The sequence below is a fragment of the Sporomusa sp. genome, from assembly GCF_035561155.1.
In the GTDB taxonomy this organism is placed as follows: domain Bacteria; phylum Bacillota; class Negativicutes; order Sporomusales; family Sporomusaceae; genus Sporomusa.
Genome location: NZ_DATMYD010000133.1, coordinates 1 through 21,003, shown reverse-complemented (window position 1 = coordinate 21,003; position 21,003 = coordinate 1). Strand labels below are relative to the sequence as shown.

The following is a 21,003-nucleotide window of genomic DNA, read 5'->3' as shown; positions in this document are numbered from 1 at the left end:
GATGTCGATGCCGACAACTAAAGTTTCATTTTTGATTTGCAAAATCTTCTCGTTTTGTGTACGCTTCATAGTGAGACGCCTCCTCAATATTTTTGGTTTTGTGCTTTCTTTGGTCGGATCAGCACATTGCCATTTTATTGCTTGGCGTCTCTTTTTTCAAAGGTCATTTTTAGCGATTACAGGAATGCTCTTATAAATAATAATTTGGTTCTTTTACATTGCCCGCAAAATTCAATATCCCCAAAATTCTTGACCTCAGATTAAGGAATTCGGGATTACTACGCGCTCTTGGTCTTGAAAGCTTTACTTCAATGCAACTTTCAATCTTGCCTGGTCGTGGCGTCATAACAATAATACGATCTGACAAGTAAATGGCTTCATCAACATCATGGGTCACCATGATCATGGTAGTTTTCCGTTCCTGCCAAATACGAATCAATTCGTCCTGCATGTTCATGCGGGTAAAAGCATCAAGCGCCCCAAGCGGCTCATCCAGCAGCAGTACCTTGGGGTGATTGACCAAGGCCCGGGCCAGGGATGCCCGTTGTGCCATCCCGCCGGAAAGTTGATGAGGGTACGACTTATGGAAAGTAGCTAAGCCTACCAAGTCAACAAACTTATCCACCTCTGCCTTGTTTTGCTTATATACACTGCGCGCCCTGAGCCCAAAGGCGACATTATCGTGGACATTTAGCCAGGGAAAAAGCATGGGATTTTGAAACACCAAACCGCGTTCATAGGTTGGCTCGCGAATTTCTTCATCATCAATATACAGCTTACCGGCATCGGCGCCGTTTAACCCGGCAATCAGCCGGAGCAGTGTAGATTTGCCGCAACCGGAAGGACCAATGAGCGAAACAAATTCACCGGCCTCAATTATAAGATCAATACCACTAAGAGCAATAACATCCTCCGCATCTTGCTGGGAAAAACGCTTTACGACCCCTTCGATCTTTATTTCCCCTACCATTTTATGACTCCCTTCTGCCATACAAGTACATGATCACGCACCTTAAACAGCAGCGTAATGAGAATTGAAAAGGTAACTGCGATAATGATAAGTCCCGCATACACATTTGCATAGGCCATCATCTCTTTCTGCCAGTTAATGTACCAGCCGATACCATTCTTGACCCCCAGCATTTCTGCTGTCATCAAGGTGATAAATGAGGCACATGTTCCATTAAAAAGGCCAATAAACATATGCGGCATGGAAGCAGGCACACCTACTTTAAATATTTGATAGTACTTTCCTGCTCCCAATGTACTGGATACTTCAAAATACGCATTCTGCACATTCAAAATACCGCTGCTTGTCATAACTGTCGTGGGAAACCAAACAGCAAGAGCAATTAAAAAAGCACTGGCTGAAAATGTAGTTGGAAAACTTATAAGCACCAGGGGAATCCACGCGGTAGGAGGAATAGGGCCCAAGACGCGAATTAACGGGTTTATCCAATAGCCTGCCGATTTGTTGAATCCCACAGCAATGCCTGTGGCAAACCCGGCAATTGCACCAAAGACATATCCCGTAAAAAGAAGCTTCCCGGAAGAGGCAAGACAAAGAGCAAGAAACTCCCTGTCTTCCACAATAACACCTAGTATCTTATCAAGTGATGGAAAATATATAACTGGCAATAATCCGAGCTTTTTTGTTATTATGTTCAGTACATTTAAGAATAAAAACGTTACGGCAACAAACAAATTCTTTTCTTCAATCCATGCTTTGGCCTTAGAGTTAAAATAGGATGTTATCGTAATGGTTGTAAGAATGATAAGAAAACACGCCAACAAATAGATAAAATAGGGATGTTTTACAGGTGTATGTTTGCCCGCGTTTTCAACAAAAATATCTACAACAATTGACAGGACTATCGATAATACAGATAGCCATATTACTAGTTTCTTCATTACGATTAACCTTCTTTCCTGATAAATAAGAGCAGATCTTTCAAGATTCTAATTCACTTGTTCATTGTTGCTTTCTGTCGATCTAATATTTTCTTTCGTAATACAAAGTCTAATAGTTCGTTGTTCACGCCAAGTGATGAGCGTGCCTACCTAACAATGCAGTTAACGTTTTTTACTATTTAGATACTTATCACTTCCTTTAAAAAACAAAAAGACCGAGGCTGTTTTTTCTCAAAAAAACAGTTCCTCGGCCTCTAGTGTAATAACTAGTCAGCCTCCGGTACGATATTACGCACAGGAATAACTAATATACAATTCTATGATTACGCTATGATAGTATTATAAAGTATATATCCTGCATTGTAAAGCATTACCAACGTAATGTAGCACCTTTTCTATTCTGTTTAAGCCCCCAATAGAACACTTTGCTGAGTAGCAAAGTTAAGTCGAGCAAAAGCAGCTTCGGTAGCACCGCAAGCCAAAAATAGACATAACATTTTTTAGCCCCGCGTATTAGCGATACCGAACCTTGGTTCCTAGTCCAAGTTTTTTTGCTAATTATTCTTTTAGTCACAAGGTATAAACCTTTTGTACATCGTTAACAGCAACTGTTTATGGCGTTTCTCCACCGGCAATTCTGATTAACCGTATAGCCTGAGACGGGCATGCATTCACACAGATACCACAGCCCCAACAGAGTTCCGGATTAAATAACACATTCTTTTTTACTTTTCCAGTCTTTTCTACGTCTGTTCCATCAAAATCAAAGGCACTAAAACCGCATCGGCTGACACACAAGCCACACTGAATGCATTGGCTTTTGTTATATACAGCTATATAGCGCGATTTAGGCCACTTTCCCTTAGTCTCGAGATGTTTTGCCGCTCTGAATGGGTAACAGCAACAAGTACAACAATTACACACAACACTAGGACCGGTTTCTTGCCAATTAGGCGGCCCCCCGGTATGCATCAACCCTTCACGGTCAAGCTTGCGAACTAGCTGTTTTGCTTCTTCTTTGCTCAACTCCCTGCCACCTGACCTGTCGCTTATATGGTTCTCGTCAAGAACTAAACAAATTTCCCGGGAATGATCGCAGTTATCGGCCAACATTTTGCAATCACAGGGCAATACCCTGATTACAGATGCGGCGTCAATCATATCTTCCACTTCCTGTAACAGAAGTACCCATTCATTGTGGCAGTTATCGTATTCTGGACTAGCATCAATGACTTTTCGAAAATAATCATTTCGCTTTAGGTATTCAGCAAAATCCCATGCATCCAATTCTTTGCGGACTTTTCGGGGAATGATATGGTAATTGCCAAACAAGCAGAAATTTTTCAGACGGTGGTAGAAATTGCCGACAGTGTAATAAACGGTACTTTCTTTGATTTCTTTGTTTAAAATATATCGCTGATAAGCTTGTTCCAAGAAGTCTTCCAATTCTTTGTCATTTCTTAACAACATGGCGGCTATTGTTTCAATGCTCAGACTCTCTTTACCAAGCATGACAACAAGCTGCATTTCCTCTTCGGTGGCAAAAAAATGCAGGTAAGGTTTGATAAAATCAGGAGCCTCAAAAACAATGCTGAAATCCTCTATGAGTGACATTGATTCATCCCCTTCCATATAGGTGCTGAAACGTATTCAAAACATCGGCCCTGAGTTCTTTTGGTACCACCAACGCCAAAAGAACTTTCAGGCCTCTGATTGTAACAAAAACGGCTTTCTCTGTTCTATAAATCTAATCTGCCACAATAATTTATTCGATGACCAAGCCGCTCTAAGACGCCCTCTTCTATAAGTGGGAGTCTTAGAGCGGCTTGGTCCCTGGAAGTTGGCCGACTAAACTTCAGATGGTGTTAAAACCCCACCTGAAGCTAAGTCTTACTTTATCTTACAATAAGAGTCAAGACTCCCGCCTCTATGTTTACTTTATCAAGCCTTTTTGGGTTAGGAATTCTTTCGCAACTTCCTCGACGCTCTTCTTGTCAATATCGACAGCTTTGTTCAGGTCCATTATGGTATTGTTATCCAATAAACTACTAAGCTTTTTCATCTGTTCTGGAATCTGGGGATACGCGTCAAGAATTTCTTTTCTAAAAAGTGGTGCCGCACTATAAACTGCAAAGGCCTTTTTGTCGTCTTCCAGTGTCACTAATCCATATGCTTTAACCCTAGCGTCGGTCGTGTAAGAAAGGGCCATTTCAGCCTGATTTGTTTTCAAGGCTTCATAACCAATGTTAAGTGCGGCTAAAATAGTTAAATCCCGCGGGTACTTAAAATTGTACACAGTTTCAAAGTGAGTCAAACCGTCAGGTCGTCCGAGGTATTCCTGACTAGTAATGAATCTGATTTTTTCGCCTTTCTTAATCTGCTCAATCAAATCGGAAGTAGTCCTGAGACTATATTTATCAGCAATGTCTTTCCTCACCATAACCGCATATGTATCATTAAGCGGCGCATTATCAAGCCAAATAATATTATTTTTTGCATCCCACTCTTTTACGAGATTAAAGCTTTCTTTCTCATCAAAACTCGGAGCATGTTTCATCACATTGATTAAAACAGTTCCTGTATATTCCCAATAAGCGCCAATTTGTTTTGATTCCAGGGCAGGCCGAATAACAGCCAATTCACCAAGCCCAACCTTATTTTCCACAGGATAGCCAAGATATTGAAGGTACTGATAACTCATGGTCCCCAGCAACAGGGCTTCTGTGAAAGTCTTTGAGCCGATTACTATTGTTGGTTTGTTTTCATTTTTACTAGCGTTATCGCCCCCAGCGGATTTGCTGCTACCACACCCAGCCGTTCCCATAATTACTATTAGTAATATGACCATCACAATCATATACTTTAATGGTTTTTTCATAAACAACCCCTCCATCAGTAAAAATACACATTTCCTGCCGCCAATATTGGCGGTAAATCATCGATATTCCGCTTAACCTTCATATCCCGGCGGAGTGATCTTGTACTCAACATAACCCAGCAATCGGTCAAGAACAATAGCCAGAATTGCTCCCAAGCCAGCACCCACCAGCAAATATTCTGGCCAAAGCAAACTTAGCCCACCCAATATGATATTACCTAAGCCACCGCCGCCAATGTAAGCAGCCAGCGTACCAACACTAACTACATACACTGTGGATGTTCTGACCCCTGCCAAAATAACCGGCATAGCCAGTGGCAGTTCAACTTCATACAGCACTTTCTTTGCTGGCATCCCCATGCCTACTGCTGCCTCTTTGATATCAACGCTCACCCCGGACAAACCAGCGATGGTGTTCCGGGCGATGGGCAAAAGTCCTTGAATAATCAATACAATGATTGCCGGTTTCAAACCCAGCCCCAGAATTGGCATGGCTAATGCTACCACGGCCAGTCCAGGAATAGTTTGCAGCAGGTTTAGAATGCTTAAGATCACTACCCCGAACTTTTTATACTGCGGTCTTGTGACAATAACCCCGATAGGAACAGATATGACTATAGCGACGGTTACCGCGATCAGAACCATCAAGATATGGGTTCCCAAAGCTCCTGGAGCCTGATGAAAAAGAGCCTCTTGAAACCGAGCCCAATCCATTTATTCGCCTCCTTTTCCGCATGAATGCTTCCTGATATCCCCGAGGGTAATCATCCCAGCCAGTTTACCGCTTTCCCAAACACCGAGATACTCTGTGTCTAGCTCCAGCATTAAAGACAAAGCATCCCGCAATAGGGTTGTATCCCGAACAAAAGCCTCCCTTCTAGACAAGGCAATCTGCCGTATTTTCTCCAAAGATTCGGTATCGACCGAGGTTGTTACTTGCCGAGCAAGTTCTTCTCTGGTGACAAATCCGGTTGAGTGACCGTCTGCATCCACCAAAAAACAAACTTCAGCCTCTTCATCTTTGATTTTTTGCCACAAATTGGTCAATTCGCTTTCACTAAGAAAGCACCGCTGACGTCGGGTCAACACTTTTACCTGAAATAAGCTCAGCTTCTTGACAACCCGGTCATATCCAATGAAGTCGCTGACAAAGTCGTTGGCAGGTTTCGATAAGATTTCCTGTGGGGTACCATATTGAACTAGTTTTCCTTGGTCAAAAATAGCGATCTTATCTCCCATTTTGATTGCTTCATTTATGTCATGGGTCACAAAGCAAATTGTTTTTTTCATTACTTGCTGCAACCGCAAAAATTCGTCTTGAAGATAATTCCTTGCGATGGGGTCGACGGCACCAAATGGCTCATCCATCAACATAATCGGCGGATCAACAGCCATTGCCCGGGCAACACCCACTCGCTGCATCTGTCCGCCGCTTAGTTGGGAAGGATACTTGTTTCTAGTTACTTCAGGATCTAATCCAATCAAATTCAGTAATTGATCCACTCTCTGTTTGATCTTTTCCTTGGGCCATCCATGCAACCGCGGTACTATTGAGATATTTTCGGCAACCGTCCGGTGCGGTAAAAGACCAATCTGCTGAATAACATATCCAATGCTCATTCTAAGTTTATCGGGATCATTCTCTTTAACAGCTTTGTTATCAATAAGAATTGTTCCCGAGCTAGGTTCGATCATCCTGTTGATCATCCGCAGGGTGGTACTTTTACCACACCCTGATGATCCAACGAAAACGCAAGTTTCGCCCTTTTCCACTTTTAAAGAAAGGTTATCGACCGCTGGTACCATCTGGCCCTTATAGAGTTTTGTCACTTCAATTAATTCAATCATTCTGTATCCTCCTATCGGTGCCTACCTTATCACAGATTGCTCATGCGTCAGCTGCGAATTCTAAAACTCCGGGGCACCATTCTCTTTTCCAAATACCCCAGAATACTGTCCAAAACGAAGGCCATAACCGCAACAAATAAAGCACCGACAACGATCATCTCCACATGAAACCTGGTTAACCCCTCAGCAATCAAACGCCCCAGGTTTCTTTCGCCAATATAGGTTGCGATAGCCGCTGTCCCGGTAGTCATGACAACCGTTATTCTGAATCCGGCAAAAATAACGGGCATAGCTAACGGAAGCTGGATTTCCCAGAGAATCCTCCAAGAGCCCATCCCCATGCCCCGAGCAGCTTCTATGACACTTTTATCCACGTTTTTAACACCCTGATAGACGTTTCTAACCAATGGCATCATAGCATATAGCACCAAAGCAACCAAGGCTGAGCGCCTGCCCAATCCCAGGAAGGGAATTGTTATCAGCATTGCAAATAAAGACAAACCGGGAATGCAGAAGATAGTATTGGCAATCGCCAGGACTCGCTTTGCCCATACCTCATTTCTAGTAATCAATACACCGACCGGAATCCAGAGCAACAAAGAAATCACAACCGTCCACAAGACAAGGGAGCAATGAGTCTGAAAGTAGTCTAAAATAGTCGGCAAGTTGTTCTGAATATATTTAAGATAATTCAAATGCTTACCACCTTTCAAACGCGCATTTAGAACAAAAACAAAAAGGCCAATAGTAATTCCCTTAGGAATACCATTAGCCTTCAGTCTACTGATCAGCCAAATCATATACAATTACAACTAATATAATATAAACACTGTAGCATGTCAATAATTTCCGTAGTTGTCTATATTTAACTTTAAGAACCTAATTATCAAAAAAAGAGCTACCTCCTACAAACACTAAAGTAAATGCAATCAGAATAGCCATTATCATCGGCCTTAGCTTGAGCAGTTCTTTCACACGATCTACCTCCATTTAAATAAATTTCATCTCCACTTTAAGGAAGTATTAGCACCAAAAAAAGGGCCAAGAGTGTTATCCACTCTTAGCCTTTCAGTATAACGGCTGACCATTAGGTGCTTATACCGCAAAACTGATTATGTAAATTTATTCCTCTACTTTTTCAAAACAAACTATTTCTTTGTATTGGGATTAAATTCATTAGTATAGATTTGCTCCGGTTTGATACCGCCTTTTATTTCATTAAAGTCGGTAAGCAAATTAATCCAAACGGTAACTGTATCTTCCAAAATCACAGCATCTTTAGCGTAATGACCAGGTTTAATGGTCTTAGGATCAACATCGGCTCGTTTAGCGGTAATTTCAAGGGCTTTCTCCGGATTGGCGTTGGCCCAGTTGTTAGTTTTTGCGACTGCTGTCACAAAACGTTTGACTACGTCTGGCTTCTCCTGAATAAATCTCTCGGAAAAATACGCCGGCGTCGCCCCGCCAATAGTTCCCCATATATCGTAATCGCTGAAAATAACCTGGAATTCACCGCGTTCTTTAATGAAATCAGTGGTTTTATGCATCATAGCCAGGTCAATGTCGCCTTGGCGCAAAGCCTGATCCAGCTGTGGTTCGGGCATAACGATGACCTGCACCTTGCTTTTAGGATCATCTATACCATTTTTTTTCATATAGGCATAGGGGGTGTATTCATTGCAGCCACCAATCAAGGGGATCCCTATTTTTTTACCAACCATGTCCTGTGCGCTTTTTATCGAACTGTTTTTAGTGATCACGCCTACCATATGTGGTATGTCCTGACTAGTCTCGGTATTTGCCGATACCGCCTTGATTTTGGCACCGGCGGAAATTCCGGCAATAGTCCTGTTGATATGGGCACCGCCCACATCAAGTTTCCCCGCCACAACCGAGGCCACCAGCTGGGTAGAAGGAATAACACCGGCATATTCAATTTTTATTCCTTGTTCTGCAAAAAAGCCGAGTTCATCCCCTACATAGTAAATCGATGGGCTTGTAGGCGCACTAGGAGTAGCTACCCTAACAATATCAGATTGTTTTGTCGCACTTTCACTAGCCTGGGTCTGTTGACTCTTTGAACACCCGCCGACCAACAGCATTAGAACAACTATCGTTGCAACGATTATTATCAGCTTACTTCTGAGCTTTTTTTTCAAATTCATCATCCTTTAACAACATTACTTGTGTTTCTAAGCAAGCATTTCCACAAAGGCTTTTACCCGGGTAAGTACCTGACCACTGGGCGCGCCTGTCTGGAATGACCCCTCCAGGTTGATGCTCGGGATTCCCTTTTCATGGAAATATTTACGCCACATCTCCCGGTCTACGCTGGCAAAGGAGCAACCGATATAACCATAGAGAATAATACCGCGGGCACTTAGCTTGTTTACTTCATGTTCAAGTACATTCCGGGCGTACACGCCAGCGCCGGCACCCGCATTATCATATACCCATCTTGCCAGTGACTCTACCGGTGGAATGTCTTCCCGGTACAGTTTAAAGGGAACGCTGCGTAACCCGAGCAAAGCACCGCCAGCCTGGTCAATGGCTTCATATATTCCAAATTCCTGGCCTGTTCCTCCCGCCCAGACCAAGGGGATAACATTCTTTAAATCCGCTTTGCTGACCGGCTCTTTTTGCAATTCTTCGATCAATAAATCAATGGCCGCTTCATATTCTTCCGGTTTGCCGAAATAATTGTTTAAGCCAATGTTCAGCATCAAAATAGTCGCGAGGCTGCGTACGTAAAACGGATGCTGCCGTCTTAACTCAAGCACTGTTCTGAGTTTGTTCAGCAGACGATTCTTACGCTGAATTTCAACCCTGAGCTTATCTTCATCAATTTGTCGCTTGCCTGTAAGCCATTCGGCAATATCATAAATCTGCTCAACAAAGAATTTAACTAACTCTTCTAACCGCTTACCCTCTACGGCAGGCCCACGGTAAACAACATCATTGTTGTATACATCATAGCCTTCCCGTCTCATAATCTCCCAGGCCAGATTATAAGGCTCGCAGGCCGAGCTATTACCAATAATCCGGTTAATGGTACTGGTGTTCCGGCGCCGGTGCCACTGTCCTACCGTACATTTGACCATTGAGCAGGTTTCCACCGGAAACTGGTAATAGTCTTCGGCGATCTGCATGGCGTCCTTATCACTTAAGCGTCCCATCTCGCTATAAGACACAGGTATAACACCAAAGGAATAAATCAGCGGTACTTGCCAACCGGCCGCATTGCTCCAAACCGCATCCTTCTTTCCTTCCTTATAAGCTTGTTCGATATCAGGAATATAAGATTCGGAAAGATCTAATATCTTATTAATTGCTGTTGAATAACTGTGAATCTTTTTGCAGTGTTCAATATAATCCCGCTGACTATAGACTTCCTCTATATCCATCGATGTTTCGCCTCTTCCTGATTTATTTCTATAAAAAACAAAACTAAAGACACTCATCGCGTCTCTAGTTTTTCTCCAGTCAACCCTATGTTTAAATTAATTTTATTCATTTGCACTTCATTTAGACTTTTATGCAGATGCCTCTGCTTTCTCCACCCGCTCGGCAGCAACACTCTTTTGTGCAATTACCGCTGCCCCTAAGGGTTAAGCCAGCATCTCTACAAACGCTTTAACCCGGGTTAACACCTGGCCACTTGGTGCTCCAGTCTGAAATGACCCTTCCAGATTAATGCTCGGTATCCCTTTTTCATGAAAATATTTGCGCCACATCTCCCGGTCAACACTGGCGAAAGAGCAGCCGATATAACCATACAGGATCAAACCGCGGGCATTTAGCCTATCAACCTCATGCTCCAGTACATTACGCGCATACACACCGGCACCGGCACCGGCATTGTCATAGACCCATCTGGCTAATGATTCAATCGGTGGAACATCCTCCCGGTACAGTTTAAAGGGAACACTGCGTAACCCCAAAAGGGCACCGCCAGCCTGGTCGATGGCTTCATAGATTCCAAATTCCTGGCCTGTTCCACCGGCCCAGACCAAAGGGATAACCTTCTTTAGCTCGGTTTCATTAATTGGCGCATTCTCCAGTTCTTCAATCAGTAAATCAATAGCCGCCTCGTATTCTTCCGGCTTGCCGAAATAATTGTTTAAACCAATATTCAGCATTAAGATAGTAGCTAAACTTCGTACATAAAACGGATGCTTGCGTCTTAATTCCAGAACAGTCCGCAGCTTAGTCAGCAATCGGTTTTTGCGCTGTATCTCAACCCGCAGCTTATCTTCATCAATTTCCCTGTTGCCGGTAAGCCACTCTGCTACATCATGAATCTGCACAACAAAAAACTTGATTAACTCTTCCAGGCGCTTACCTTCTATGGTAGGCCCGCGGTACACCACATCATTATTATATACGTCATACCCTTCCCGCTTCATAATTTCCCAGGCCAGATTGTACGGCTCGCAGGCCGAGCTGTTGCCGAGAATACGGTTTATGGTGCTGGTGTTGCGGCGCAAATGCCACTGCCCCACCGTACATTTAACCATCGAGCAGGTTTCTACCGGAAACTGGTAGTAGTCTTCAGCAATCAGCATAACCTCCCGGTCACTTAAACGCCCCATCTCACTAAAAGCCACCGGGATGGTATCGCAAGCATAAATTACCGGCACCTCCCAGCCATAGGCATTACTCCAAACGGCTTTCTTCCTGCCTTCTTTGTAAGCTTTTTCAGCATCTGGAACATAGGCTTCGGAGAGGTCCAGTATTTTGTTGACTGCCGGTGAATAACTGTGAACCTTTTTGCAATAATCAACATAATCACGCTGACTTTGAATATCCTCTATTTCCACAAACACCCTCCTCAATTTTTAACATAACTATGCTGATTTTGAACTTCCTCGATCTGCATCAACAATGCCCCCTCTTTCGCCCAGCACCTCAATAAAGGCTTCCAGCCTGGTTTTAAGCTGCCCCTGGTCGCTGGCAGAGTAATCGATAGGAACCTCTAACACCGGTATACCAATTTTTTGATAATGCCTAAAGAATTCGTGCTTGATCTGTCCGTAGCACGGGCAGAACTTCAGGTACACGTACAGTATTCCATCGACCTGGTATTCCTGCGCCAGATCGCCGGAGATGGTAATCCGCTCTTGCAGTGGTTTCATCCGGGTGCACGGCGATTGGTCCAGATAACCTTCAGCCAGCGCCTGATAGGGGTCTCCTTCTTCGTTGATCTGGAAGCTGACATTGCGGGAACCGGTGCAGTGATCCTCGATAACTACCCGCGCTCCCACTGTATCTTCAATAAGCTCCAGCAATCTCCGGTCACCATCTGCTACAATGCCGCCTGCCATCATCAGACGGATCGGTTTGCGGCCCTGCTCCGGCACTGCAGCCAGAGTGTCATAGATTTGCTGGTACAAAATCAGCAATTCTGCAGGTGGCAGGTAATAGTAGCCTTTGATGAGGTCCAGGAAGTCTTTGCCTTTAATTGGCGGATTCCCCCGTTTGCGCAAATCAGAGATCTTCTTTAATACTCCCCGTACCTTATTATAGATTTTGATTTGTTCCCTCACCTCTTCTTCGCTTACGGTATTTCCGGACAGCCTTTCCAGGTCTTCTTTGAAGTTTACTATCTCTGTCCGGTAGTAATTCCGCGAGGACTCTTTCTCCCGCAGGCGGGGCAAGGTATAAATGTCGGTGGGGGAGAAAAAGTCACCGATCGCTTCCCCGACTTTTTTAATGCAATCGCAGGTATAGAAGGTATAGACTTTATCGAGTGCTTTATATAAAGGGTCACCTTCTTTAAAGGCTCCCAGAATACTCTTGGTAAAATCGCAGAATACGCTCTGGGTGATCTGCTCACCGCTGGCAACGACTTCGGTGTTACCCATTTTAAACAGTCTCAGTTGATTGACACCAGCGGCATTGATCAGTTCCAGCGGGGTATATGTACACAGATAACCCACGCTCTTTTTCCCGTCAGCAGCGGTGATGATGGCTTCCTGCTGCTTGGCAATCCGGCTTTCCAGCTCACTCAAATCCAGGCTGAAGCCATTCTCTGCCTCCTGCTCACCGTGAACACCTGCGGCCTGATAGTTTAGCGCGTGTACAGCGGCGCCCATCGCGCCGGCGTAGATGGCGTCCAGCTTAAATTCACTGATGGGGTGTTCAAGCAGGTCTTCGATGGCTTTTTTCATACCGATATTGTTAGAAACACCACCGGAGAAGGCTAAACCCGGTTCAAGTCCAATCCGGCTTAACAGATTGCGTACCCGCCGGGCTGTAGCTAGATGAATACCCGCAGCAATGTCTTCCTGGGTTGCGCCTCTGGCCCGCAGCGAGATAACTTCTGATTCAGCAAACACTACGCACTGGCTGCTGATTTCCGAAGGCTTAGTAGCGTCCAGCGCTGCTTTTCCCAGCTCACTCAAATCCAGATCCAGCAGTTGCGCTACCTTCTCCAGAAACCGGCCGGTGCCGGCCGCACATTTATCATTCATGACGAATTCTACTACCCGGCCAGTCTCCGGATCGACTTTAATGCCCTTAGAATCCTGGCCGCCGATATCAATGATAGTTTGTATCCCGGCGTTCAGATAGTGTGCCCCCATCGCGTGGCAGGAGATCTCGGTTACAATCTGGTGGGGAATTTCATTAAAACTCATGGCTACCCGGCCGTAACCGGTACCGACAATATAGGTGATATCTGACCGTTTCAGACCAGACTGTTCTAATAGTTCGGCCAATAATTCATCCGAGGTTTCCTGCATGTCAATACCGGTAGGGGTTTGGACAGTGTACAGCTCATCCCCGGTAAACAGTACCGCTTTTCCTGTTCTTGAACCAATATCAATCCCCACTACAGTTGCGCCGGTGATGTTTGAAATAAGGCTCTGGTCAATGATTTCTGCTATTTTCATATATCTCTCTCCCTTGTTCAATTCAATCTCTTATGGCTAGTACCGTGCGTCACTTAGAATTTGAGATTAGATTGCGAGGATTTTTTTGTCCTGCGAGGCGGAGAAGCCTTGCATATCGGACATATGCAAGGCGCCGACAACGAAGCAGGGCGGAAAAAGACCGCAATATAAGCCAAACTTTTAGGTGACGTACGGTACTAGGCCAGCATTTCAACAAAAGCCCTGATCCGTGTCAGGATTTGCCCGGTGGGGGGACCCACCTGGAAGGTACCCTCCAGATTGATACTGGGAAAACCCTTTTTATGGAAATAATCCCGCCACATCTCCCGGGCTACACTACCATAAGAGCAACCAAGATAACCGTACAGCACCAACCCTCTGGCTTTAACCTTTTTCAGTTCCTGCTCAATAACCTTTTGCACATAAATTGAAGCCCCAGCTTCCTGATTTCCCAGCACGTGACGGGCTAACGCCTCAACTGGCGGCAATGTTTCGTCATAGTTATTAAAGGGATAACCGCGGAAACCGAGCAGTGCACCGCCTGCCTGATCAATGGCTTCGTAAATGCCAAATTCTTGGCCAGGACTTCCTACCCATACCAGCGGAATGACTTTCGCCAAATCGCCTTTATTTGCAGTTGCTGTTTCCAGTTCTGTGATCAGCTCATCCAAGACAGCTTCATACTCTGCCGGTTTCCCAAAATAGGTATTTAGACCGGTTAGCAAATAAATCGAAGGCAGGCTGCGCATATAGTAGGGGTTTTTAATACGTAATTCCAACACTTTCCGAACCTTGACAATTAATCGGTTTTTCCGCTGAATCTCGGTCTTTAACTTATCTTCATTAATCTCTCTGCTGCCAGTCAGCCATTCTGCCGTTTCATAAATTTGCTCTATTAAGAACTGTACTAACTGTTCCAGTCGTTCGCCTTTGACGCCAGGAGCCCGATAGACAACATCGATGGCATGAACATCGTAACCCTCTTTTTTCATCAGTTCCCAGGCCAGATTATAGGGTTCACAAGCTACACTGGCGCCAATAATCCGCTTGATGCCAGAACCACGGCGTTTATGCCATTGACCAACAGTGCACTTGACCATAGAGCAGGTCTCCTGGGGGAACTGGTAGTAGTCTTCAGCAATAGTAACCGATTCCAGGTCACTCAAGCGTCCCATCTCGCTATAAGCCACCGGGATAATATCTGAAGCATAGGCAAGTGGTATCTCCCAACCGGTAGCCCGCGACCAAACAGCATTGCTTTTGCCTTCTGCATACGCTCTCTCAGCATCATAAACATAAGATGTGGATAGGTCTAGTAATTTGCCGATAGCCGGTGAATAGGGATGTACCTTAGTTTTACTGTATATCAGATAATCCCGTGGGCTCTGAATATCCTCAATGTCCATATATGTATGCCTCGCTTTCTAAGGTGTCGCTGATTGTACTTTATTGTGGTGTAAGGATTAAATTTCAGTTTGATCACTGACCAGCTATTCGCTATTATTGATGGATAACCTATTTTTCGCTAACTTGCCGAAGCCGATAATTCTTCTTTTTCAGCACTCGCAGCTGCCAGGTTTCTTTGAGCAATAACTGCGCCACCCAACGCCCCCGCATAAATGGTATCTAGTTTGACCTCACTGATCGCATGACCTAATACCTCTTCCACAGCCTTTTTCATGCCGGCATTGTTTGATACCCCGCCGGTAAATACCAGATCCGGCTCCAGGCCGATCCGGTTAAACAGGTTACGGATGCGGCGCGCAGTCGCAATATGAATACCGGCGGCAATATCTGCCCGTTTTTCCCCTTTAGCCTTTAACGAGATCACCTCTGATTCGGCAAATACCACGCACTGGCTGCTGATGTCTGACGGTTTGGTAGCATTGAGCGCTTCCTGCCCCAGTTCTTCAGTAGTCAAATCCAGCAGTTGTGCCACTTTTTCCAGAAAACGTCCGGTACCGGCAGCACATTTGTCGTTCATAATGAATTCCACCACTTTACCGTTTTTGGGGTCTACCCGGATAGCTTTTGAGTCTTGTCCGCCAATGTCTACAATTGAGCGAACATTGGCATTGAGTACGTGAGCCCCCATGGCATGGCAGGAGATTTCGGTAACAATTTTATTAGGAATATCGCCAAAGTTAAGCGATATCCGGCCATAGCCGGTACCGACAATATACTGAATATCTGATTGTTTTAAGCCGGTCTGTTTAAGCAGTTTATCAAACAGTTTATCGGCAGTCTGCTGTGTAAACACGGCAGTGGGCGTAATCGCGGTATATAGCTTACCTTCAGTTAACAATACAGCCTTCCCTGTCCGCGAACCAATATCGATACCAATGACCGTATCATTCGTAATCGTCCCGGCCAGTTTTTTATCAACAACATCTACTATTTTTTTCATCTTAGTCACTCCTTCGTTTTGCTAACTATTTTTTGGCTACGCATCGCATTTGGCGTTTAGTCAGGCAGCTCCTGTTGTCCCTTTCCAGCGGGTAAGGTACTGCTCCAGCTTAACAATCAAATAGTTTACCGACATCCCCAGCATAATCAATATCACAATGCCTGCGTACATTTTTTCAACCTGATATTTATGCTGGGCATCAAAGATTAAGAAACCTAACCCCGCGCTGGCACCCAGCATTTCAGCAGCTACCAAAATAATAATTGAGCGGGTGGCACTAATCCTGAGCCCGGTAAGAATGGCCGGTACGGCAGCCGGTAATATAACGTGAACAAATAAACCTAACCGGGACATCGCCATCGACCGTGCTGCTTTGACTAGCAGCGGGTCAACTGTCTTGACGCCCTCAATGGTATTAATCAGAATCGGCCAGATGGACCCCCAGAAGATAATGCCGATTTTGGACAGTTCTCCCAGTCCAAAGACCAGGATAAATACCGGATATAGCGCCAGTGTTGCTGTATTCCGGCAGATCTGCATCAGCGGATCTACTATTTTTTCCAGGCGCTTAAACCACCCCATGAGAATTCCCAGCGGAATAGCAATCCCAACAGCGATAAAAAATCCCAACAATGTGCGGTGAAAGCTTGCCAGTGCATGTTTAAACAATTCACCGGACAACACCAGGCTTAGCAAGCCTTGAATAACATCGCTAAAGGGAGGTAAGCTGCGGGAGTCAATGAGGCCCACTGTCGGAAGGATTTCCCAGATAGTTATAACTAACCCGATTGCAATGACTCTTTTTAGAAATTTCCAGGCTGTTTCCCAATATGTATTTAACACTAATCTCACCACCCCCATATAAAAGGAATATCCTGTCTATCTGTTGCTAATTAAAGTACTCAAAATATCAGTAACCAAACGTAACCCACCGCGGTAACCGGCATACGCCTGATCGGTCACTACCCGGTTGCTTACCGGATATGTTACACTAAGAAATCCGGCTTTAAATTCATGAGCCAATGGCCGGTCCCAGGTGCTGCCAAGCACAAAAGCGGGACTGATAGGCGAGCCATATTCATCCGGCTCTTTTGCCAGTTCTTCCTGCAAGGAGGTGGCAATCCGGCTAGTATCTGTTTCAAAAATTAACTTAGGCCGCAGTTCTGCTGGCAAAGAATTAAACCGTTCTGCTACCTTAGCCTTACCGGTATCATCCAGGATATCGGTTACCGCAACAAGGTATGGAATCCAGCCAAAGTCATCGACAATAAACCGGGTGAGGGCATAACTGTAATTGGCATCACCTACAACAATGGCAAAGCGCTGCAAATCAAGATCATTGTACAGCTCCGCGACATGCTCTACATAGGCGTAATACCATTCGGTTTCCCGTTGTATCACTGCTGCCAGGACACTTGGCTCTATCGCAATATGCCTGGCAAGCTCTGCCAAAAACGCTTGAGTCGCGGTAGGGCCAATCGGTAACGGGATATTAACAAACGGTATCCCATGGATTTCTTCAAATGCCTGAGCTGCGCCCAAGCCGTGCACATCAGACAATACAACATTTAAGGCAGCCTGCGAAGAGGTTTTCAACGATGACAGTTTATCAAACGGGCTGAAAAAGGTGTTCACCTGTAATCCCAAATCTTCCAGTATCCGTTTCAATTCCAGCAGATTGCCTCGCCAGAATACATCCTGGGTGGGTATAACACCTAACAGGTTAATCTGATTGGCAACCTTAGCAAGCCCCTTTTCCACCACCTGGGCGATCAATGCCGCCAGAATCAAATCATAGCCACTGGCTGAATTACCTTTAAACCCGCCGGTTTCAGCAACTACCACCGGCTTCCCCTCAGCCCGGAACCGGCCGGTGATAGACTGAACATCATCCCCGATGATATCTGTCATGCAGCCGGTAATCACAGCATACAGATCTGCGTCGATAATCTCCAGCGTGCTGTCAATCTGCTCGGCCAGGCGGCTTTCACCACCGAAGATTACCTCTTTTTCCAGGATGTTGGTGCTTGGTGTAGCCCGACCGTTGCAATAGCTGGTTCCCCAATACCCGCTCCCTGATTTTGCCGCGCCGTCAGCGGCCGAGGCGCAACCAGGAGCTGAATGTACAATCGCGACAGCCCGGTTGATTGCATTTATGGTTACCAGCGCACCGCCTAAAGCACATTGGTAACGCGGTTTTTCAATAAAATTACTGCTCATTGTACTGCCCCCCCTTTTGCATCCTGGTTTATCAGCAGATTTTGCTCCGAAACCTGAGTAGCATCCAAAACCTTAATAAAAGTGAACGGGTTTTGCTCATACCAGCCCGGCTTGTATGGATTTTGTGTGTTTTTTGCCAGATTCCTGTTGAAGGAGAAATTTCTAAGGACTCTGGCCGCTTTTTTTGCTACTGAGTAGAAGCCCTGATAGCCAATATAGCTGTCAAAGATTCTAAAAATGGTTACTGTAGGCAGACCCAGTTTAGCCGCCCAGATATTATCAGTTACGTGCCCGATAAACAAATCAGGTTTAGTCTTTTGCAAAAGGTTGGTCAGTTCAAACGGCTGAAAATTGGCGATATCAACAGCAAAGTTTTTACCGTTTTGTTTTTGCACCAGCTTTTCATAATAGTCTTTACCAAAGTGATCGTGATGGTAGGAGCGGACCCCAACAACCTCCATGCCCAGTTCCTGGAACAGTGCACCAGTTACCAAGGCCCTGAATTCACCGGCACTTAAGAACACTGTCTTGCCACTCAAAGCAGGCTGATATTTGGCTACCGCCTGCAAAACCTTCTTTTCTTCGGCGGCAATGACCGCTTCTGCCTGCTTTTCCAGGCCAAAATGGCTGGCAATATCGAGTAGCCAGGTTCTGGTATTTTCCAGACCAATCGGCATATCTTTCAGGACATATGGCACGCCATATTCTTGGTACAGATAATCGATGAAATAATCATCATGGGTGGGACAGACACTGATGGTCAGATCGGCCTGAGTCATATTGCGGATATCTTCCCGTGTAGCGAAATTGGGGCCAATAGTAACATCAATACCGATGGCATTAAGCAACCGGGTGATTTCGTCCTCATCAGGCTTACCAACAGAAGCGAGGTTAATTACATTGACTAATGGTCGTGCACGCTTGTTCTCTGGATTCCGCCGTGGTGGCCGTCCTTCCTTATCACTTTCAATAAAACCATGCACAATGGCGTGAAAAGCCACATCATACCCTGTTGCCCACACCTTAGTTTTAAAGCCTTCGCAATACGCGACAAGCACTGGAATATCCAGTTTATCTCTCACCCGGTCAATTACACTGGCGACATCATCACCGATAATTGAGGGGGTGCAAGTCTGGAATACTACAATGGATTTAGGGGAATAGCGTTCATAGGTTTCCAGGATAGCATTCTCCAGCTTTTCCTCGCCGCCATGAACAACATCGCTTTCTGTTAAGTTAGTCGACACCCAAACCCCGTCTTGGGCGTTGGTATTGCCTTTTTGTACATTTCGCAACCGGATACCGATAACTGTACTGATACCATTTGCTGCGCAACCGATAGCGCCATGAACAACCACTGCCGTATCCGGCAAAGTCAGCAGCATACCCATTGTTGGCAGCAATTGACACAACCCTGATTGTGAAAAAGCCCGTTCCTGATTCTTCAGGCACCCTCTATTCTCGCCCTTCAAGCCGCAGGCTGTACCGCCATAAGCGATGCAGGCCTCCAGCCTGCTCTCGCGCCCTGGAACCACTTTATCTTCTAATAAACTCATCGTTTGAACCTCCCTGTTATGTACAACGGTGTAGCCGTATACAATGCACTAGTATTTTTGCCACCTGACTGCGCCGCAAGCTTCTTTTTTCAATCACCAACAAACTTTTCTTTCCAGCCTGTCAGGCGTTTTTCTAATGCGACAAGCAAATAATTGATGGTGACACCAAGCAGCGACATGGTAATAATACCAGCATACATTTCCGGTACGGCATACCGTTCTTCAAAGTAGAAGATCATAAAGCCCAAGCCCGCATTGGCGCCAATCATCTCGGCGGCCACCAGCACTAGAATAGAACTGGCCGCACTTAGCCTGACACCTGTTAATATTGAGGGCAGTGATGCGGGTGCAATCACCTTATACAGCAGTGTCAGCCTTGAGACACCCATAGAACGAGCAGCCTTTATCAGTAGCGGGTCAGTATTCTTTACACCGGAAATGGTATTGAGCAGAGATGGCCAGATAGTCCCCCAGATGATGATCGCCATTTTCGAAGCCTCACCTAATCCAAAAAACAGGAGGAAAACCGGGTACAATGCTAATACAGAAGAATTCCTGCAGGCTTGCACCAGGGGATCTACCACTTCTTCCAGTTTGCTATACCATCCCATAAAAATCCCCAGGGGAATAGCGATCCCAATACCGACAAAGAAACCCGTAAATGAGCGGCTGATACTGATTGAAAAATGCCTAAATATTTCTCCGGAAACGACCATTCTAAATAAGCTTTGTATTACCTCACTAAATGGTGGTAAAAGAAAGGGATCAATTAGCTCCAGTCGCGGCGCGAGCTCCCATACCAGTAACACCAGCACAATGCCAAACGTTTTTTCCAGTATGTTTACTGCCGGTGCAAACGATAGGTTAGTTAACCATCCGGGTTTAGAGACAGCCGTCTGCTTATTCTGATAAACCCTGCGAAAATTATTAATTACATGTTCAATCATTCAACCCACACCTCCTTAAAATGATCCTTTTATTATCACATCGGGTCCGGAAAAAACAAAAAGCCGAAAACGCTCTATTTGCGTCTCCAGCTTATTCACCGGTCAACCCATAAAAAATTCCAAGTATTTTATTTTTAACACGATCCTATAGAAACAGCTAACTGCATTGCCCGGTCATCTAAGTAATTCTCCTTTCTAAAATTAAGAAAAACCGCTAACGCGGTCCTTTGGTATCGAGCACATCCGAAATCCGGTACTCGAATCCATGGACCCCTTTATAGTAACGTGGATGCATTACCCCGCCACAAGATTCACAACTAAACTGTGGTGGGTAGCTTAGATC

Annotated in this window: 17 protein-coding genes; all 17 read right to left on the bottom strand. The window is 45.2% G+C overall.

From position 1 onward, the window contains the following. Nucleotides 1-190: 190 nt before the first annotated feature. Complete coding sequence (locus VN447_RS17885) at nucleotides 191-970, bottom strand: ABC transporter ATP-binding protein (RefSeq protein ID WP_325526799.1); 780 nt, start codon at nucleotides 968-970, stop codon at nucleotides 191-193. Continuing rightward, nucleotides 964-1,911, bottom strand: coding sequence for an ABC transporter permease (locus VN447_RS17880; protein WP_325526797.1), 948 nt, complete (start codon nucleotides 1,909-1,911; stop codon nucleotides 964-966). Before VN447_RS17880 ends, VN447_RS17885 begins: the two co-directional genes overlap by 7 nt. Nucleotides 1,912-2,523: 612 nt before the next feature. After that, complete coding sequence (locus VN447_RS17875; RefSeq protein ID WP_325526795.1) at nucleotides 2,524-3,525, bottom strand: 4Fe-4S binding protein; 1,002 nt, start codon at nucleotides 3,523-3,525, stop codon at nucleotides 2,524-2,526. A 319-nt stretch (nucleotides 3,526-3,844) separates the two neighbouring features. Continuing rightward, nucleotides 3,845-4,789, bottom strand: a complete 945-nt coding sequence (locus VN447_RS17870) for a glycine betaine ABC transporter substrate-binding protein (protein WP_325526793.1) — start codon at nucleotides 4,787-4,789, stop codon at nucleotides 3,845-3,847. A 72-nt stretch (nucleotides 4,790-4,861) separates the two neighbouring features. Beyond that, on the bottom strand, nucleotides 4,862-5,503 hold the full coding sequence (locus VN447_RS17865) for an ABC transporter permease (RefSeq protein WP_325526791.1): 642 nt from the start codon (nucleotides 5,501-5,503) through the stop codon (nucleotides 4,862-4,864). Next, nucleotides 5,504-6,637, bottom strand: coding sequence for an ABC transporter ATP-binding protein (locus tag VN447_RS17860; RefSeq protein ID WP_325526790.1), 1,134 nt, complete (start codon nucleotides 6,635-6,637; stop codon nucleotides 5,504-5,506). A gap of 47 nt (nucleotides 6,638-6,684) precedes the next feature. Then, on the bottom strand, nucleotides 6,685-7,332 hold the full coding sequence (locus tag VN447_RS17855; RefSeq protein ID WP_325526789.1) for an ABC transporter permease: 648 nt from the start codon (nucleotides 7,330-7,332) through the stop codon (nucleotides 6,685-6,687). A 453-nt stretch (nucleotides 7,333-7,785) separates the two neighbouring features. Continuing rightward, nucleotides 7,786-8,796, bottom strand: coding sequence for an ABC transporter substrate-binding protein (locus VN447_RS17850; RefSeq protein ID WP_325526787.1), 1,011 nt, complete (start codon nucleotides 8,794-8,796; stop codon nucleotides 7,786-7,788). 33 nt (nucleotides 8,797-8,829) lie between these two features. Further along, nucleotides 8,830-10,041 carry a 2-hydroxyacyl-CoA dehydratase family protein gene (locus tag VN447_RS17845; protein WP_325526785.1) on the bottom strand — a complete coding sequence of 404 codons (1,212 nt, stop codon included), beginning with the start codon at nucleotides 10,039-10,041 and terminating at the stop codon, nucleotides 8,830-8,832. Between the two features lie 204 nt (nucleotides 10,042-10,245). Then, nucleotides 10,246-11,457: a 2-hydroxyacyl-CoA dehydratase family protein gene (locus tag VN447_RS17840; RefSeq protein WP_325526783.1), complete on the bottom strand. Its 1,212-nt coding sequence runs from the start codon at nucleotides 11,455-11,457 to the stop codon at nucleotides 10,246-10,248. 27 nt (nucleotides 11,458-11,484) lie between these two features. Continuing rightward, nucleotides 11,485-13,530 carry a 2-hydroxyacyl-CoA dehydratase gene (locus VN447_RS17835; RefSeq protein ID WP_325526781.1) on the bottom strand — a complete coding sequence of 682 codons (2,046 nt, stop codon included), beginning with the start codon at nucleotides 13,528-13,530 and terminating at the stop codon, nucleotides 11,485-11,487. 197 nt (nucleotides 13,531-13,727) lie between these two features. Next, a complete protein-coding gene (locus VN447_RS17830) occupies nucleotides 13,728-14,936 on the bottom strand; it encodes a 2-hydroxyacyl-CoA dehydratase family protein (RefSeq protein ID WP_325526779.1) in 1,209 nt (402 codons plus the stop codon). Between the two features lie 119 nt (nucleotides 14,937-15,055). Continuing rightward, the gene (locus VN447_RS17825) at nucleotides 15,056-15,937 is read right to left on the bottom strand and encodes an acyl-CoA dehydratase activase (RefSeq protein WP_325526777.1); all 882 of its coding nucleotides are present in this window, start codon (nucleotides 15,935-15,937) and stop codon (nucleotides 15,056-15,058) included. 60 nt (nucleotides 15,938-15,997) lie between these two features. Continuing rightward, entirely contained in the window at nucleotides 15,998-16,780 is a 783-nt protein-coding gene (locus VN447_RS17820) for an ABC transporter permease (RefSeq protein WP_325526775.1), read from the bottom strand. Between the two features lie 36 nt (nucleotides 16,781-16,816). Next, a complete protein-coding gene (locus tag VN447_RS17815) occupies nucleotides 16,817-18,157 on the bottom strand; it encodes a nitrogenase component 1 (protein ID WP_325526773.1) in 1,341 nt (446 codons plus the stop codon). After that, entirely contained in the window at nucleotides 18,154-19,713 is a 1,560-nt protein-coding gene (locus VN447_RS17810; RefSeq protein ID WP_325526771.1) for a nitrogenase component 1, read from the bottom strand. The genes VN447_RS17815 and VN447_RS17810 overlap by 4 nt, the downstream gene beginning before the upstream one ends. Nucleotides 19,714-19,802: 89 nt before the next feature. Beyond that, complete coding sequence (locus VN447_RS17805) at nucleotides 19,803-20,660, bottom strand: ABC transporter permease (RefSeq protein WP_325526769.1); 858 nt, start codon at nucleotides 20,658-20,660, stop codon at nucleotides 19,803-19,805. Between the last annotated feature and the right edge of the window lie 343 nt (nucleotides 20,661-21,003).

Excerpts from the sequence above, each read along its gene's own strand:
- VN447_RS17885 (WP_325526799.1), bottom strand. The coding sequence starts at position 970 with ATGGTAGGGGAAATAAAGATCGAAGGGGTCGTAAAGCGTTTTTCCCAG.
- VN447_RS17880 (WP_325526797.1), bottom strand. The coding sequence starts at position 1,911 with ATGAAGAAACTAGTAATATGGCTATCTGTATTATCGATAGTCCTGTCA.
- VN447_RS17875 (WP_325526795.1), bottom strand. The coding sequence starts at position 3,525 with ATGTCACTCATAGAGGATTTCAGCATTGTTTTTGAGGCTCCTGATTTT.
- VN447_RS17870 (WP_325526793.1), bottom strand. The coding sequence starts at position 4,789 with ATGAAAAAACCATTAAAGTATATGATTGTGATGGTCATATTACTAATA.
- VN447_RS17865 (WP_325526791.1), bottom strand. The coding sequence starts at position 5,503 with ATGGATTGGGCTCGGTTTCAAGAGGCTCTTTTTCATCAGGCTCCAGGA.
- VN447_RS17860 (WP_325526790.1), bottom strand. The coding sequence starts at position 6,637 with ATGATTGAATTAATTGAAGTGACAAAACTCTATAAGGGCCAGATGGTA.
- VN447_RS17845 (WP_325526785.1), bottom strand. The coding sequence starts at position 10,041 with ATGGATATAGAGGAAGTCTATAGTCAGCGGGATTATATTGAACACTGC.
- VN447_RS17835 (WP_325526781.1), bottom strand. The coding sequence starts at position 13,530 with ATGAAAATAGCAGAAATCATTGACCAGAGCCTTATTTCAAACATCACC.
- VN447_RS17830 (WP_325526779.1), bottom strand. The coding sequence starts at position 14,936 with ATGGACATTGAGGATATTCAGAGCCCACGGGATTATCTGATATACAGT.
- VN447_RS17825 (WP_325526777.1), bottom strand. The coding sequence starts at position 15,937 with ATGAAAAAAATAGTAGATGTTGTTGATAAAAAACTGGCCGGGACGATT.
- VN447_RS17815 (WP_325526773.1), bottom strand. The coding sequence starts at position 18,157 with ATGAGCAGTAATTTTATTGAAAAACCGCGTTACCAATGTGCTTTAGGC.
- VN447_RS17810 (WP_325526771.1), bottom strand. The coding sequence starts at position 19,713 with ATGAGTTTATTAGAAGATAAAGTGGTTCCAGGGCGCGAGAGCAGGCTG.
- VN447_RS17805 (WP_325526769.1), bottom strand. The coding sequence starts at position 20,660 with ATGATTGAACATGTAATTAATAATTTTCGCAGGGTTTATCAGAATAAG.